This window comes from Candidatus Tisiphia endosymbiont of Empis tessellata (assembly GCF_964031035.1).
In the GTDB taxonomy this organism is placed as follows: Bacteria; Pseudomonadota; Alphaproteobacteria; order Rickettsiales; family Rickettsiaceae; genus Tisiphia.
In genome coordinates this window covers 246,889-262,906 of sequence record NZ_OZ034997.1, presented here as the reverse complement: position 1 = coordinate 262,906, position 16,018 = coordinate 246,889, and the positions used below count along the sequence as shown (strand labels likewise).

The window sequence follows — 16,018 nt, the reverse complement described above, 5'->3', positions numbered from 1 at the left end:
ATTTGCACGTCGATGCGGTACTCGGATACTCACGTACATTAGAGTACGCTGCGGTTCTGCGTTCCGCGTCTCCTTTTCAAATCCCTCAGCACAAGCGAGTTTCGAAAGAGGTCTATTGGTAACTTCAAAAGCCTTGTTGGTATCTGGTAGATAGATATTTAAAGTTTTTTTAACTCCACACCAATATTAAGTTGTTGCCATATAGAGCCTCATTATTCCTACTACTAATATAACGGATCATGTTATATTTATCATGGCTTTTTTATTGTATGAGCTCGGTTTAATTAATGTAGGAGATTTATTCTTTAGGCTTCTTTATTCCTGCTGATATCCTATCATTTATTAACCTTATATTTATTATAGTGTTTATAAGTATTGAAGATTTGGTTGAACGATAGCAAGAAAATTATAATATCGAAAATTGAAAAAATCTTGGTTGTAACAATATCACGGTTCATAAACAAATTAGAATTAGAAGGGAGAAAAGAGATATTTGGTAAAAATATAGCCTGAGATCAAAGAGATGTTGATTATCAAAGTTGTATCGCATACGAGTAGAATATTGTTTATATTATGAAAAATAATTAATTTTTTTATTAAAATAAGTTGACTATTATTTTAGAATTGATTCTAATTAAAATATGGCAACATAAATCAACCTAATAGCATGGCAAAATATAAAATGGTTGATGATTTTGATGATGGGGATAAAGGTAACGGGAAAGAAGAAGACAAGGTAAGTCTCGATCTGTTTAAGAGTGCAGTTTAGGAATATTTAAGAAGGATGCTACACGAGTCTATACTGATGTTTCTTCAGAGGTAGGGCAATGGGTTAATGCTATTAAGGCAATCACCACAAAATATCCTAACAAGGATGAAGAAATTTCTGTGTCTGCTTCAAGTTGGGCTGATAGACAATTAGAATAGCATTGTCAACAATTTCACTCATATCAGGGAGCATCTTCTTCCCAGCATAATGCTTCGTACGAAACTTGTCCTGATACGTCTGACTCGGAAGCAGATACCGTACTAGCTGGAAACTCCATATGTGTTATGAAATTATGTAGCATCAAACCCTAAAATTATAGCCCCATATGTCAAATTGACATGTGGGGTTTTTAAAACAGTTATATATAATTATAATTCTAGATAATATATAAGTAAGATTTAAACAACTATGAGCAAATTTGTACAAGCAGATGGTAGAGTTATATATACTCAAACCAATCTAACTAAACAACAAAAAGAAGCTATTGGATTACTCTCAATTGGCACGTTCTTAGAGTATTTTGACCTAATGCTTTATGTACATATGGCTGTTTTACTCAATAGTCTGTTTTTTCCCAAAAATGATCCAGATTCTGCCTCTTTTTTTACTGCAATTGCATATAGTATCACTTTTGTTTTTAGACCATTTGGAGCATTGCTGTTTGGATGGATAGGAGACACTATTGGTCGAAAAATAACTATCATTGTTACAACCTTTATGATGGCAGCCTCGTGTTTTGTTATGGCTACCTTACCAACTTATGAACAAATTGGAATTACGGCTTCGTGGATTATTAGTATATGTCGTGCAGTACAAGGTATATCTTCCTTAGGTGAGAGGGTGGGAGCAGAGTTATATTTAATGGAAATAACAAAACCACCAATACAATATCCAGTTGTAACGTTGATTACGGTTTGTGCCTCCTTGGGGTCAATGGTTGCATTAAGTTTTGGTTTTTTGATTACTAACTATGGATTTAATTGGCGCTATCTTTTTTGGTTTGGGATGATAATTGCCACTATAGGTACAGTTGCTAGAACTAACTTAAGAGAAGCACAAGAATTTGCTAATGCAAAATTGCGATTAAAAACATTTTTTGATAACCACTTTATTGATAGAAAAATATTAAAAGGTGATCCGATTTTAAAAGAAAAAGTGCAGAAAAAAACAGTATTCTATTATTTTTTAATTCAATGTGCTGGTCCAGTACCAACATACTTTGTGTATTTTTATTGTGGTAATATACTCAGGAATTCTTTTGGTTATGGCATTGAAGATATTATTTATCATAACTTTCTTATTTCGATAATACAGCTATTCACTACGCTATTATTAGCGTATTTAAGTTATAGAATATACCCTTTAAAGATTATTAAAGTCAGGTGGGTAATTTTCTCTACTTTTATAATATTTTGCCCTTATTTTCTTTATAGGGTCAGCACTCCTATACATTTATTTATAATACAACTATTGATCGTGTTATTTGCACCTGACTCAGCTCCAGCTAGTGCAATTTTTTATAAATATTTCCCTATTTTTAAACGCTTTACTTATAGTAGTATTGTATACGCCTTAGCACATGCCACAATTTCTATTGTTACATCTTTTGGTTTTATATATTGTACAAAATATATGGGGCAGATAGGAATACTATGTATTATGTTGCCTATAGTAATAAGTTATGGATTTGGGATATTTTACTTTGCAAAGTTGGAGAATATAACTGTAACTAATAGTTATTAGTTTTATAATAATTATGTATTACTTTAGAACATAATTCTGCAAAATTTTGTTCAATTGTTGGTGTATTAAAATACATACTAAGGCTCATAAACCTACTAAGGGTTTCTATTATAATTTTTTTTGCTTTCTCCGGTGATTTAGTTTCTAGAGTTTGTATATTATGAGTTCGATCAAATAATTTAATCAATGCCACATCATATTTTTCTTGTTGAAGTAATATATCTAATGTTTCCGCCGAGCTAATCTTTCCGTGAGGCTTGTTCCTGCTTAAGTCTTCTACTTGACTAGCAACCTGCTCTCCAAAGATATAGGCAATCATCTTTTTGGTAAGTTTTGTATCCTCAATGGTGTCATGCAATATGCTGGTAACAATAATGTCAGTGCGGTAAAGATAATCAGAAATCATATATGCTACCTCTATTGGGTGAGAGTAATAAGGCTCGCCTGACTGCCGCATTTGGCTACCATGATATTTCTTGGCGTAATATATTGCTTTTTTGACTTCGTTAATATCTATTGGTCGATTTACTTCCTCATTCATCTTACGTAATTTGTCCAGTAACCTAGTAGCATATTGACAAGGTGCATACTTTGAGTTATTCCAATAATTAATCTTTTCTTCTTCCATAAAAAACCCTAAATATTTTTATATTCAATTTATAGGTTAAACTAAAATATAAATTATTACTAAAGATTTTTTATCTATTTTTACAAAAGATGAATATTTTTGCATTTTGTTGTTGTATAAATAGACAGCTACTTCCTTTATATTCACATATCCTATAAATCGTTATGTAAACTGTAAATGACTAGACAAAAAAGTACCAGTAAAATTTATATTGTTATAGAACTCTTGCTAGAAAAAACTAGAGTAATATTTTAATGAGGTTGCCTTGGTGTAAATTGTTATATATTTATTATTTATTTCAGAGTATTTTTAGTTTATTTTCTAATTTTACCTATACACCTGAGTTCGATATAGAAGATTAGTTTAATAGTCTCGGTGTTGCTACGGCGGGGACTAAAAATAGCCTGAAAGGCTATTAAGTATCATGGATTCCTGCTTTTAGTTAGGAATGACATCACTTTTGCAGGGGGAATAATTATTCTTATATCGAACTCAGGTTATACTAAATCTAAAATGAGAATGTAATATATTGCCTGAATTAAAATTTGACGAAAAGCAGTTGCTTTTGCTCAGCAGAATTAAAGAGTTTGCTAAACAAATTGAAGATAAGTCGTTTTTTAGATTCTTTAATAGCAGTTTATTAGCAAAAAAAGCTATATATTTATATGGTAATGTAGGTAATGGTAAAACTGTATTAATGCAACATTTTTTCCAAATATTGCAAATTAAGAAATTAATGGTACATTACCAAAACTTTATGCAATCGGTACATAAAGATATTTATCAGTTGCAAGATAAATCACAATCTAAAAATAATATTATCAAAAGAATTGCTGCAAATTATGCAAAGCAGGCGGAAGTAATATGCATAGATGAGTTTGAAATTAAAGACATAACTGATGCTATGATAATAGGGGCGCTGCTCCTTGAACTCATAAGATATAAGGTGTTTATCTTCATTACTAGTAATATAGAGCCAAAAGATTTGTATAAAGATGGTTTACAAAGAAATTCTTTTTTGCCAATAATTAAAGAGATTTATCAAAAGTTTGAAGTTATGCATTTGGATAGTGATCATGATTATAGATTAGATAAAATTATACACACGACTAATAGACGTATAATATACCCAATTAATGAAGATAATAAGCTTGAGATACAGAATATTATTAGCAAGTTAAATAGTAATAACCGATTAGTGTCTAAGGATATTCTAGTTTTTGGACGTAAAATATCTTTTAAAATGGCTAGTGAAAAAGTATTAGTAACAGATTTTGAAGAGCTATTTGTAAGAGAATTAGGTTATGTTGATTATGTAAATATTTGCCAAAAATTTTCTATCATAATAGTAGAAAATATTCATATAATAAGTTCTGATAACACAGACTTAGCGGTTAGGTTTATTAATTTTGTTGATAATGCTTATTTTTATAAGGTTGTATTATTCATGACATTGCAAGATGAACCTATAAAAATATATCAGAATGGTTTTCGCAAAGGTGAATTTAACAGAACTATTTCAAGGTTATATGAGATGAATAGTGATAGCTATGTCAATTAAAAAGGGTAAATTTATTACGTTTGAGGGTGGAGAAGGGTGCGGTAAATCCACCCAAAGTAATATGTTATACCAGTATTTACTATCACAAAATATTTCAGCAGATTTAACACGTGAAGTAGGGGGGACTATTTCTGCGGAGAAGATGCGTGACATTTTAGTTAATCAAGATTTGCTACCTATGTCAGAATTGCTGCAAATCATGGCAGCACGTTATGAACATGTTCATAAAAGGATTATTCCTAAACTAGATTGTGGGATATCAGTTATTTGTGATAGGTTTGTAGATTCTACTGCTTGTTATCAAGGGCAAGATATAGGGATTGATTTAGTTTATGATCTTCATAAGTCTTTAATATCTGATGTGATGCCTGATATTACATTTTTTATTGATATAGATCCAAATATTGCTTTACCAAGGGCATTAGTACGAGGGAATAATAACAAATTTGAAAGCAAAAATATTGAATTTCATCAAAAAGTCTATGACGGATTTCAATATATATCAGCTAAATTTCCAAATAGAATAGTAAAAATAAATGCCTCAACTCTTAGTGTACAAGAAATTCATGATATAATAGTTGCGATGCTCGTTACAAAGGTTTGGTGAATAAGATGGAAAATAAAATAGAGAAAATATGTGTTATTGGTTCTGGAGTAATGGGGCTAGCAATAGCTTCCTTGATAGCTAATTCCTCTCACCAAGTTGTTTTACTAGATGTAGTAAGCAAACGACCCTAATGACAGGAATGCAATCCTTACAAAGGCTCTAGAAAATATAGAGAAACAACAACCAGCTCCTTTATCGCATCCAAGTAAATTAGCGTTTATTACCATTGGTAATTTAGAAGATGATCTAAAGCTGATTACAGAATGTGATTTGATCATTGAAGTTATTATTGAAAAAATTGCAATAAAACATCTTCTATATGAGAAAATTCTACCCTACCTAAAAGAAGATGCTATTTTAGCTTCTAATACTTCAACCTTACCTTTAAGGAAATTAAAAGAGCAAATGCCTGATTCTATAAAATCTACCATCAGGTCTAGATTTGTCATTAGTCATTTTTTTAATCCTCCAAGATATATGGAATTACTTGAACTTGTCGTGGATTCAGAGGTTAGCTCAGGGGTTATAGAGAGGATATCAGATTTTCTAACACGAGATTTAGGGAGAACTATTATTAAATGTCACGATACTCCAGGTTTTATAGCAAATCGAGTTGGTTGTTATCTACTTGAGCTGATTGTTCGTAGTAGCATAGATGAAAATTTAAGTTCAGTAATTATCGATAAAATTTTTACTGATTTATTTAAATTACCAAGTACAGGAATCTTTGGCTTATATAATTTGATAGGTCACGACGTAATGAGATTAATTTCTACATCACTAGTTAATTCCCTACCGAATAATGATGATTATCACCAAGTTTACTTAGCATCTTCTATCCTTGATAAGATGATAGAGAATAACTTGATTGGTCGTAAAGCTTTAGGAGGTTTTTACCGTATATCAAAGATAAATGGCATAAAAACTAAAGAAGTCATAGATTTTACAACTTTAACTTATGCGGCATTTGAAGAGCCAAAGATTGAGTATAATTCTATTGATCAGTTGTTAAATAGCAACTCTAGCTATGGTAAATTTTTTCATGAGATACTAGTGAAGTTTTACTTATATATAACATCTTTAATTCCATCGGTTAATGATAATATTTACGATATAGATACAGCTATGAGGCTTGGTTATAGTTGGAAAATTGGTCCTTTTGAGTTGTTAATTAATCACATAGGAGGAGGATTTGAGTGGCTTAAAAAACAAGCAATGCTAATGAATTTAACATTACCGGAATATATCGCTAATAGTTCCTATGAAACTATTGAACTGAGTCAATTTCATTTGACTAGAGTCAGATTAGAAGAAAGTAAGATTTTATTGAAGAATGATTCGGCTCAACTAGTTCTGTATAAAAATAGGTTAGTTTTTACTATTAACACTAAAATGAATTGCCTCAATGAAAATGTTTTTAAACTTTTGTTAGAATCTGTTGATATTACAGAAAATGAGAAGCAAACACTATATATTATGCCATTAACCAATAATTTTTCAGCTGGTGCTGACTTAAAATTCATTGCTTCCTGTATAAAAAATCAAGATTTTGCTAAATTAGAAGATTTCTTAAAACTTGGTCAGAAAACCATGATAAGGTTAAAATACTCGCATATTAATATTGTTAGCTGTGCTTTAGGTGCTGCGTTAGGTGGGGGCTGTGAAGTATTGTTACATTCTGATTTTATTGTAGCTAATCAGGAATTAAATGCTGGTCTTGTTGAGGTATCGGTTGGCTTAGTTCCAAGTTGGGGAGGCATTAAGGAAATGTTTTATCGTGCAAGTAGCGATAAAAGTAAGTTGGTAAAAAATTTAAGAAATATCCTATTACCAAATAAATCAAGTTCTGCTGATTATTTTATAGCTGATTATGATATTACTAACGTGCAAGTAAATATGAATAAACATTTAATACTGCAAGAGGCTTTTGCCTTGGATTTGCCAAAAAAAATAAAGAAAGTAAGCAAGCAAGTTATTTTATCTAAAGTTACTTTAGCTGAAGAATTTGCAGAAACCAATTTTTCAAAGCAGAAGAGTATAGTTGAGTATGATAATTTTCAAGGATGGCTATTGTCAAAGTTTCAAGATATCATTTCCATGCAACAAATTGATGAGCAAAAATTATTGCAATTTGAACGAGAGATGTTTTTAGAACTTGCCAAAAACCCTAGAAAGATTTTTGGTTTTTAGAACAAAGTTTACTATACAATACTATATCTTCCAATGAATTCCAAAAATTATCTCTGCTAGAAGGTGCATAGTACCCTACATTTTTCTATAATCGTCATAGCAAGGCTCTTTAGATGCCGTGGCGATCCAAGTAAACAGCGAAGCTGTTTTTTTAGAGTAACGCTTCGCGTATCCTGTATTGCCGCGTCGCCGCTTTCAGTGCCTTCTCGCAATGACGCTCGGAAGACCCCTTAACAGTAGTGAAATAAAAATGTATGGTACTATGGCGGCAAACTAGGTTCACAGCACCTAGCAAAATTCTCAATAAACTTAATATAATCACAAATTTTTTTATTAAAAACACTTTGCATATTATAATATCTATTGTATTATATAAAAATACACATCTCTAAAATTAAAGAGAATTCCTATGTACCCATAAAATTAGACCAAGAGAATGTTATATCCAAGAATAGTAGGATAAAATAACAATAATAAAAAAGATAAAAATTTTATTACAGCAAAGAGAAAGTATAAAGACATTAGAGGTAAAAGTGGCATTACTAAGTAATAAACAATCAAAAAAGTATACTTGAATATGCTCTTCTGCTTTGAAGAATTAGTTCTTGCAAATACTATCGGGTAATTCACGTACTGCTTGCGTTCGTTCACCCCTTGTTTGTTGTCTCCATTCTCCAAAGCATTTGAGTATATCTGATGAATTTCAAGAGTTGGCTAGGCGTACGAGTGCTGAGCGGATTAGGCATAGTCAAACCGTTGTTCCTACGCGAAGTCCCATCGTGCCACAACCGCCAACACTTGAAAGGCGAAGGGTATATACCAATCGAGCATTCGAATGTATAGCTTATCTCGTGGAAGGCAATAAAAGGAGGAATGAAATGATTCAACTATTAGCAATTTCTTTAAGTATTTTAATCATTATTGAAATGCTATTGATAGTAATTTGTATTAAGTGGTTATATAGTATTAGGCTGGCATGTACCAATATTTGGCTTATGAGTCAGGATTTCTCAAATAGTTTCATTACAGCCAAAGAAGAAGTAATTTTGTTACATAAAGAATTAAAAGAGATAACTACTCTAACTACCAAGAAAGAACAGCATATTTTGCACATGACCATTCATTTAGATGAAGTAGAAATGGGCGTAAAAATGTTACTTGATGAGTTTAGGAGAATTAGCATACCCAAAGAGAATAGTGCATTACAGAAGATACTGGAAAAAACAGTCTTGCACAAATAAGATGAAGGCAATTATATTAAGATGCAGATTACAGCAAATTATCTATATCAAACTGAATCAGAAACTTTGAAGAGATATCAACAAAGGCTAGAAGATTTATTACTAATACTTAACAATGAAAAAGAGAGATTACATCATAGCATTGATGGTATAGATAAAGATAGTATAGAAAAACACATTAAATTTTTACAAGATGAAATAGATGAGTTTGATGCAAAATTGGGTGAAGTAATAGGTGGATTAGTAGAACTAGAAGATAAGGTAAAGATATTAGAGACTGTACCTTTATTAATAACTACCCCAATTCGGGATAAGAATTAACTAATTCTTATCCCGAATTGGCTTTAATATACTCGATGAAAATCAAGAATTGCGTTGTCGTCTTCAGGGTTTGTAGGTCACAATTGTTGAAAGTTAGAAGAGGAAGGGGTTTTAAATAGAGTAACGTCATTGCGGAAAAGACCATAAGCCGACTAAGCAATCCAAAAAAGTAACCATAAGTGGATTGCTTCGTTTGGGCTTCGCACCTGCTCGCAATGACAGAGCTTATAAGCCCACAATTTTAAACTGCCATTATGACTTCTAAAACCGTTTCCTCTTCTAACTTTCGACAACTATGGTTCCGTAGGTAGCCACGTACTAAATGTATGCCTAGTTCGCTCGCCTATTATCTATAGGCTTTGCTCCATCGTTCCTGCTATCCAATTCTCCTGAATTGACTATAAATTAGGACTCTACCTTTTCTATAGCAATGGTTGAATCTGGTAGCTTAGTGATTTTTTCAATCTTTAAGCGAGCGGCTTGTAGTTTCTTTTCACAGTGATCTTTTAGTAAGACCCCTCTTTCAAAACTATTAATTGATGAATCTAAACTTTCCTCTCCCGTATCAATTTTTTTTACAATTTCTTTTAGTTCAGCTAAGGCAGCTTCAAAGCTCATATTTTCAATAGATTTTAAGTCTAGCATAATAATTTACCTCTTTTAAATTTACTTATGCTGCGAAGTATGTCCTCAGCCTTGCCTAATTATGCAGCATAAGTACCCTTAAGTATTTTTATCGTATTTCCAAAATGAATGGCTGCTTCGTCTACTATTAAATTTTTAACTTTCAACAGTTGTGGGTTGGATACCCAAAATTGCTATAATTTTTTATATACTCTAGAATAGAAAATCAAGAATTGCGTTGTCATTATCCAAGATTTTAGCGGTACTCACGTACTTCATATACTCTGCTCACCTCTTGTTTGTTGTTCCCATTCTCCAAATCATTTGAGTATATATATTAGTTCCTAATATACTTTCTATCTAGCTCGTTATATAGTCTATAAATTGCAATTTCTCGATCTTTAATCTTTTTACTAGCAATTTTTAGTAATCTTTCTGATGACTTTTCAGTTAACTGAATTGATGAATGTAGTTGTTCAGCAAGCTTCTTCAGTGATTCCTGAATTTCCATAAAAGATTTTTGTAAATGAACTTTAATAGATACAGAAGAATTATCAAGCTCATTAAGCTTTATATACACATGTTCTACCAGTTGATTAATTTTATCTTGCAGTAAATTTAATTGTTGTTTGCGTCCCTCTATTAGGTATTTACTAGTCTCATTTATCTTGGCTTGTATTCTGATTTTGGAAGTAACTTCTAAATTCCAAGCTAGTCCAAGTTTGCTCATTACGTATATTATCCATTTATGGACATCAAAATGATACCACTTAGCACCATTACGATAATCTGATGGGAATGCATGATGGAAATTATGCCAATTTTCACCTAATAAGAACAAAGCCATCCACCAAATATCTCCTGCAGTACCTTTATAATATTGTTTACTACCAACGAAATGACATAGAGAATTGACACAAAAAGTTGCCTGTTGTTGCAATGCTCTCCCCATACCAATAAACAGGAAACCAGCATATGCAGAATTGATAGTACCACCTATTAAGTAACCTATTAATGCTGGAAATACAATATTCATAAACGCAGCAATTTGCCAATAATATTTTAATTGCCATCTTAGCAATTTGTTTCTACCAAGTTTAACCATAGTAATCCGGTCAATTGACTTATAACTTCCATCAATTATCATCCATCCAATATGTGACCATAAAAACCCTAAAATTCTATTCTCAAACTTTAGTGGGCTATGCGGGTCTTGCTCTTTATCAGTATGAACATGGTGCTTGAAATGATTAGATGCCCAGGACAATACTGGTCCTTGTAAAGTGGCGGCTGACATTATAACAAGAATAAACTCCACCGCTGTATTTGTTTTAAAGGCATGATGTGACCACAGCCTATGCAACCCAACACCAACAGTAATATTAGAACCATAATAACCGGCTATCAGCAAACCTATTTCGAATATACCTATCTTGTGGCTAATGTGATATTTTATAACCAAAAATGCAAGTAAAATTGGGTATATGATAAGCACAAAAAAAGTAAGCCACGAAATTCTTTTTAGCATATATCTAATCTTTAAATAAATTAAATTTAAATAAATTAAATGTCCTTAACTCCATAGTTACAATATAACATATTGCAACATATTGCAATATGGAACATATGCAATATTACATTTTATGTTTCCATAATTTGTTAAACATCCGTTGTCCGAAATAGAAACTAATAATACCGGCAAAAATAGCCTGATCGTCTATATTCCATAAAACATCAAGATATTCTACAAGGATCGCTGTACTCTGTATGGTTCTATATTGTACATATTTTAGGAATACATAATAAAAAAACTATAGGCAAGGACAGGGCGAACTGACCCATTCAACGCGTCAACCCAATTAACGCCTGATTTATATGTTGAATATAAAGTATTATTTTCAGCAATGTCTTTTGAAGCATCAAGCTCTGTCAGTAGCTTTGTATGTCCTAGTTTATTGATTTCAATTTGTCGATCTAAAAGATTAAGTGCATGTTTTTTATCATTTTGATCCTTTAGAATTTTTAAAATCTCCGGAATAATTGAGCTAATAAAGCCCGTTATTGAAGCAAGTAGTGTAATCATAAAATGCTCATTAAGTTTTAGTATAATAGACCTCTTTCGAAACTCTACTTCTGCTGGTGATTTGCACGTCGATGCGGTACTCGAATCCGTAACGGAATTACAGTACGCTGCAGTTCGAGGTGAAGCGTCTCCTTCAAATCCCTTAGCACAAGCGAGTTTCGAAAGAGGTCTAATATAATTATAGTAAAGTTTTTCTCTGCACTAATACTCGTCATCCACTTTTTTTAAATATTTTTTTATTAATTCTTTAAATCACATATATACGTCAAATAAGTCACAATAGATAAAAATTTGTAATTTGTTTATCAACTGTTTAAAACCTTCTTGACTCTATAATTATAGTACAATATCCTAAAAATTCCATATAATCCCAAATTATCCCAATTATAACCAAAAATTAGTTATAACTTAATTATGGGATAATATTTAAGCAATTTTGCTGTCATCTCAGTGTAGGCTGGGATCTGATACCCCATGTGGTAATTATTGAAAGGTAAAGGGTAAATGAATATTTTTTTATCAAAATATATAAACAATCTTGATAAGAAAGGTCGGGTTTCGATACCTGCCAGCTATAGATTAGCTTTGTCTAGTCAGTCATTTAATGGGATTATTGCCTATCCGTCTTTTAGAAATAAGTGCATTGAAGGCTGTAGTTTGAAGAGGCTTGAGGAGCTAAGTCAAATAATCCAAACCTTAGATCCCTATTCTGAGGAGCGAGATGCTTTCGAAACGATCATTCTTGGTGAAGCTATCCAGCTTAGTTTTGATAGTGAGGGAAGGGTGATTCTACCTAAATCTTTAATAGATCACGCTGGTATATCAGATCAAGCTTGTTTTGTAGGGAAGGGATTGGTCTTTGAAATTTGGCAGCCACAAAATTTTGAAACTTATCTTTCTTCAGCTCGGCAAATTGCTCAAGATAACCGTTTAACTCTTAAGAATATCAATAAGGATATATGATACAAGAATCCGCATCATCTCATACAGCTGTTATGTTAAATGAAGTTAAGGAAGTCTTGTGTCCTAAAGATGGGGGGAATTATCTGGACTGTACTTTTGGTTTTGGTGGTTATAGTCGGATGATACTTGATTGTTGTAATTGTCAATTAGTGGCAATTGATCGTGATCCAAATGTTATAACCTACGCCAATCAATTGATAAATGATTATCCTGGTAAAGTGAGATTTATTCAGACAGGTTTTGCTGAAAGTTTTTCAAAATTAGGTTCGTTGAAATTTGATGGGATAGTTATGGATTTAGGGGTTTCTTCTATGCAGATTGATTCTGGAGATAGGGGTTTTTCATTTACCCATGATGGTCCACTTGATATGAGGATGAGCAGTACGGGATATAGTGCTGCAGATTTTATAAATGAGGCTGATGAACAAGAAATAGCAGATGTGATTTATAAATATGGCGATGAATCTTATTCTCGAAGAATCGCTAAAAATATTATAGAACACAGGTTATTAGAGCCTATTACCAATACAGCAAAATTTGCCCATATTGTTCGTAGTAGTATAGGTTTTAGAAAAGGTAAAATTGATTCCGCTACTAAGACTTTTCAAGCAATTCGTATTCATATCAATGATGAATTGGGGCAATTAGAAAGGTTTCTAAGTAATAGCAAGAATATTTTAGCACCAAATGGTCGCCTAGTAATTGTCTCATTTCATTCATTAGAAGATCGAATTGTTAAAAATTTTTTTAAAGCAAATTCTGCTAAATTAGTTGCTAGGTCTAAATATGCGGCAAAAATTCTAGCTGAAGAAAATTCTAAGGAATGGCTTAAAATTCTTACAAAAAAACCATTATGTCTATCGTCTAGGGAAGTTGCACTTAATCCAAGAGCAAGATCTGCAAAATTAAGGGCTGGACAAAAAATAGATGGTACTACATATGGTAGTTAGAATATTTAGTTGTATAACTGTATGTACTATAATTTTTTCTATTTATGGATTATTTAGAGTTAAAGATCAGGTTATTGCCTTGCATTATCAGCTTGGAGAGGTTTCAAAACAGTTGACTGGTGAGAGTGATAGAATTCACGTGTTAAAAGTCGAACAATCATACCTTACTTCTCATGCTAGACTAAGAAAATTAGCATCACTTTATTTGCAATTAGATACTGTTAAAGTTAAGCAAATGATTAGTGATCCTTTGCTACCTGAGAGTAAGAAATATGCAAAGTCTAACGAGGTAGGTGGTTCATATTTTAGTAAAACCAATGTTAAGTGGCGTTATAAAACAATTGCTAATAATAAATACATAAAAACCGTTTCAACTAGAAAATCAGAGTATATTCGATGAAAATCAACATTAGTATAGTACTTACATGGCAAAAAAGATGTTATCTTGTTTCGGTGCGGAATCTGAAAAAATACCTTGAAAGACTATTCAGTATTATATATCCGCTACTTTTGCAGAATGACATATTAATAAGTAATTAGCAGCAGTATGTAGATGGATAATAATATATTTTTATTAGCATTTATAAAAAATATTCTAACTAAAATGAAAAGAAATTTTAGTAGTATTATTTTATGGGATGTAGGTGCTAACAATACCAAAATCAGATTATTAATAGTTAGCTGTTGTTTTGCTATATTTTTTTGTGGTTTATTATATCGCTTAATAATTGTTGCGACCAATGGCTATGTTAAACTAGAATATCAAGTAAAAAATAGTGACTTTAGGAAAGAGATAGTAGATCGTAATGGTAACTTATTAGCAGTCAATTTACCTTCCTCCTCATTGTTTGCTAATCCACAGAAAGTAATTAATCCTTCGCAATGTTTAGAAAGATTATCCAATATCTTGCCTGAGATTGATAAAATGAAGTTACTTGCAGAGTTACAAAGTAACAAAAGTTTTGTATGGATCAAAAGGGATTTATTGCCAAAAGAGCAAGAAGCGATATCAAATTTGGGAATGCCAGGTTTTAGTTTTGAACAAGAACAAAAAAGAATCTATACTTTTTCCAATTTATTGTCACATATTATAGGATATGTGGGTAGGGATTTGGTTGGTCTTGCTGGGTTAGAAAAAACCTATGATAAGTTTCTAACTAATTCTGACTTTATACAGCCGGATCAACTTAAAAAACCTCTTGAACTATCTATAGACGTAAGATTACAAAATATTCTAAGTGAAGAAATAGATAGGACGTTAAAGGAGTTTAGTGCAATAGGAGCAGTAGGAATAATTGTCAACCCTAATAATGGTGAGATTTTAGCTATTGTTAGTAAGCCGGATTTTAACCCACATTATCCGAGTAGAGCAAAGCCAGAAGAGCTATTTAATATGGCAAGTCTTGGTATCTATGAAATGGGGTCTGTATTTAAAATATTGACTATGGCCGTAGCTTTTGATACTGATGCTATAGCAATGAATGATGCTTATGATATTAGCTATATGAAGGTAGGGGGGGTTAATATCAAAGATTATCATCCAAGGCAAGGGTGGCACAGTGTTCCAGAAATTTTCTTGCATTCATCAAATATTGGTGTTAGTCAAATTATGCTTGAAGTTGGAAAGAATGATTTTAAAAATTATTTAAAGAAATTAGGTTTACTAGATCAGCTTAAAATTGAGTTACCAGAGAGAGGTACTCCTTTGTTTCCATCTGACAAGAGGTGGAGTGATCTTACTACTGCTGTCATGGCCTATGGTTATGGCATTTCAATTAGCCCTTTACACTTTATGCAAGCAGTATTGCCAATAGTAAATGGAGGGATATTATATGATCTGACTTTAATCAAAAGGCACGATGAGCGTCTTGTTGGCACGCGTGTTTTTAGTGAGAAAACCTCTAAACAAATGAGTGAGTTATTTCGTTTGGTGGTAAAAGAAGGGACAGGACGTAGAGCCGATGTTAAAGGATATCTTGTCGGTGGTAAAACTGGTACTGCTGAAAAATTAACTTCAGATGGGCATAGCAAGAAAAAATATCTTAAGAATAGCAGAATGTCATCATTTTTAGGTTTATTACCAGCCATTGATCCCCAATATATTATTTTTATAATGTTTGATGAACCCAAAGGAACAAAAGAATCCTTTGGCTTTGCTACTGCTGGCTGGACTGCAGCTCCTGCTGTTGGAAGAGTTCTTGAGCGAATGGTAGCACTATATGGAATAGAGCCAGTTGAAAAATGAGAGGGGTTATGATATTTTTCCTACAATAGCATCAACTGTCCAAACCATATTCCAACTGATGATATTTTTTCTTTGCTAAATATCTTTTGTTAA

15 protein-coding genes are annotated in these 16,018 nt (G+C 32.1%); 11 read left to right on the top strand and 4 right to left on the bottom strand.

Going from position 1 to position 16,018, the window contains the following annotated elements; genetic code table 11:
- Positions 1-1,177 precede the first annotated feature (1,177 nt).
- The gene (locus AAHM86_RS01340; protein ID WP_342268012.1) at positions 1,178-2,512 is read left to right on the top strand and encodes an MFS transporter; all 1,335 of its coding nucleotides are present in this window, start codon (positions 1,178-1,180) and stop codon (positions 2,510-2,512) included.
- Here AAHM86_RS01340 and AAHM86_RS01335 read toward each other — a convergent pair.
- A complete protein-coding gene (locus tag AAHM86_RS01335; protein ID WP_342268011.1) occupies positions 2,499-3,140 on the bottom strand; it encodes an HD domain-containing protein in 642 nt (213 codons plus the stop codon). The genes AAHM86_RS01340 and AAHM86_RS01335 overlap by 14 nt on opposite strands.
- Positions 3,141-3,669: 529 nt before the next feature.
- On the opposite strand from AAHM86_RS01335, the gene zapE reads away from it, so the two are divergent.
- From zapE to AAHM86_RS01305, 6 genes are all read left to right on the top strand, one after another.
- Complete coding sequence (gene zapE, locus AAHM86_RS01330; protein WP_342268010.1) at positions 3,670-4,701, top strand: cell division protein ZapE; 1,032 nt, start codon at positions 3,670-3,672, stop codon at positions 4,699-4,701.
- Positions 4,691-5,308 (top strand): dTMP kinase, encoded by a 618-nt coding sequence (tmk, locus tag AAHM86_RS01325; RefSeq protein ID WP_341747428.1) that lies wholly within the window; start codon positions 4,691-4,693, stop codon positions 5,306-5,308. Before zapE ends, tmk begins: the two co-directional genes overlap by 11 nt.
- A 5-nt stretch (positions 5,309-5,313) precedes the next feature.
- Positions 5,314-5,439, top strand: a complete 126-nt coding sequence (locus AAHM86_RS01320; RefSeq protein WP_342268009.1) for a 3-hydroxyacyl-CoA dehydrogenase NAD-binding domain-containing protein — start codon at positions 5,314-5,316, stop codon at positions 5,437-5,439.
- 13 nt (positions 5,440-5,452) lie between these two features.
- Positions 5,453-7,498 (top strand): 3-hydroxyacyl-CoA dehydrogenase/enoyl-CoA hydratase family protein, encoded by a 2,046-nt coding sequence (locus AAHM86_RS01315; protein ID WP_342268340.1) that lies wholly within the window; start codon positions 5,453-5,455, stop codon positions 7,496-7,498.
- Between the two features lie 878 nt (positions 7,499-8,376).
- Entirely contained in the window at positions 8,377-8,739 is a 363-nt protein-coding gene (locus tag AAHM86_RS01310; protein ID WP_342268008.1) for a hypothetical protein, read from the top strand.
- Positions 8,740-8,760: 21 nt separating this feature from the next.
- Positions 8,761-9,060, top strand: a complete 300-nt coding sequence (locus tag AAHM86_RS01305; RefSeq protein WP_342268007.1) for a hypothetical protein — start codon at positions 8,761-8,763, stop codon at positions 9,058-9,060.
- Positions 9,061-9,465: 405 nt separating this feature from the next.
- Here the strand turns inward: AAHM86_RS01305 and AAHM86_RS01300 are convergent, their stop codons facing one another.
- The 3 genes from AAHM86_RS01300 to AAHM86_RS01290 form a co-directional block, all read right to left on the bottom strand.
- Positions 9,466-9,705: an exodeoxyribonuclease VII small subunit gene (locus tag AAHM86_RS01300; protein WP_341762343.1), complete on the bottom strand. Its 240-nt coding sequence runs from the start codon at positions 9,703-9,705 to the stop codon at positions 9,466-9,468.
- A gap of 316 nt (positions 9,706-10,021) precedes the next feature.
- Positions 10,022-11,212, bottom strand: coding sequence for a fatty acid desaturase (locus AAHM86_RS01295; protein ID WP_342268006.1), 1,191 nt, complete (start codon positions 11,210-11,212; stop codon positions 10,022-10,024).
- Positions 11,213-11,473: 261 nt separating this feature from the next.
- Positions 11,474-11,767 carry a hypothetical protein gene (locus AAHM86_RS01290; protein WP_342268005.1) on the bottom strand — a complete coding sequence of 98 codons (294 nt, stop codon included), beginning with the start codon at positions 11,765-11,767 and terminating at the stop codon, positions 11,474-11,476.
- A 504-nt stretch (positions 11,768-12,271) separates the two neighbouring features.
- Here AAHM86_RS01290 and AAHM86_RS01285 point away from each other — a divergent pair.
- The 4 genes from AAHM86_RS01285 to AAHM86_RS01270 all read left to right on the top strand — a co-directional run bounded on the left by AAHM86_RS01285 (position 12,272) and on the right by AAHM86_RS01270 (position 15,925).
- Positions 12,272-12,730 (top strand): cell division/cell wall cluster transcriptional repressor MraZ, encoded by a 459-nt coding sequence (locus AAHM86_RS01285; RefSeq protein WP_342260277.1) that lies wholly within the window; start codon positions 12,272-12,274, stop codon positions 12,728-12,730.
- On the top strand, positions 12,727-13,680 hold the full coding sequence (gene rsmH / locus AAHM86_RS01280) for a 16S rRNA (cytosine(1402)-N(4))-methyltransferase RsmH (protein ID WP_342268004.1): 954 nt from the start codon (positions 12,727-12,729) through the stop codon (positions 13,678-13,680). The genes AAHM86_RS01285 and rsmH overlap by 4 nt, the downstream gene beginning before the upstream one ends.
- The gene (locus AAHM86_RS01275) at positions 13,670-14,080 is read left to right on the top strand and encodes a hypothetical protein (protein ID WP_342268003.1); all 411 of its coding nucleotides are present in this window, start codon (positions 13,670-13,672) and stop codon (positions 14,078-14,080) included. Before rsmH ends, AAHM86_RS01275 begins: the two co-directional genes overlap by 11 nt.
- 183 nt (positions 14,081-14,263) lie before the next feature.
- Entirely contained in the window at positions 14,264-15,925 is a 1,662-nt protein-coding gene (locus AAHM86_RS01270; RefSeq protein WP_410521567.1) for a peptidoglycan D,D-transpeptidase FtsI family protein, read from the top strand.
- Positions 15,926-16,018 lie beyond the last annotated feature (93 nt).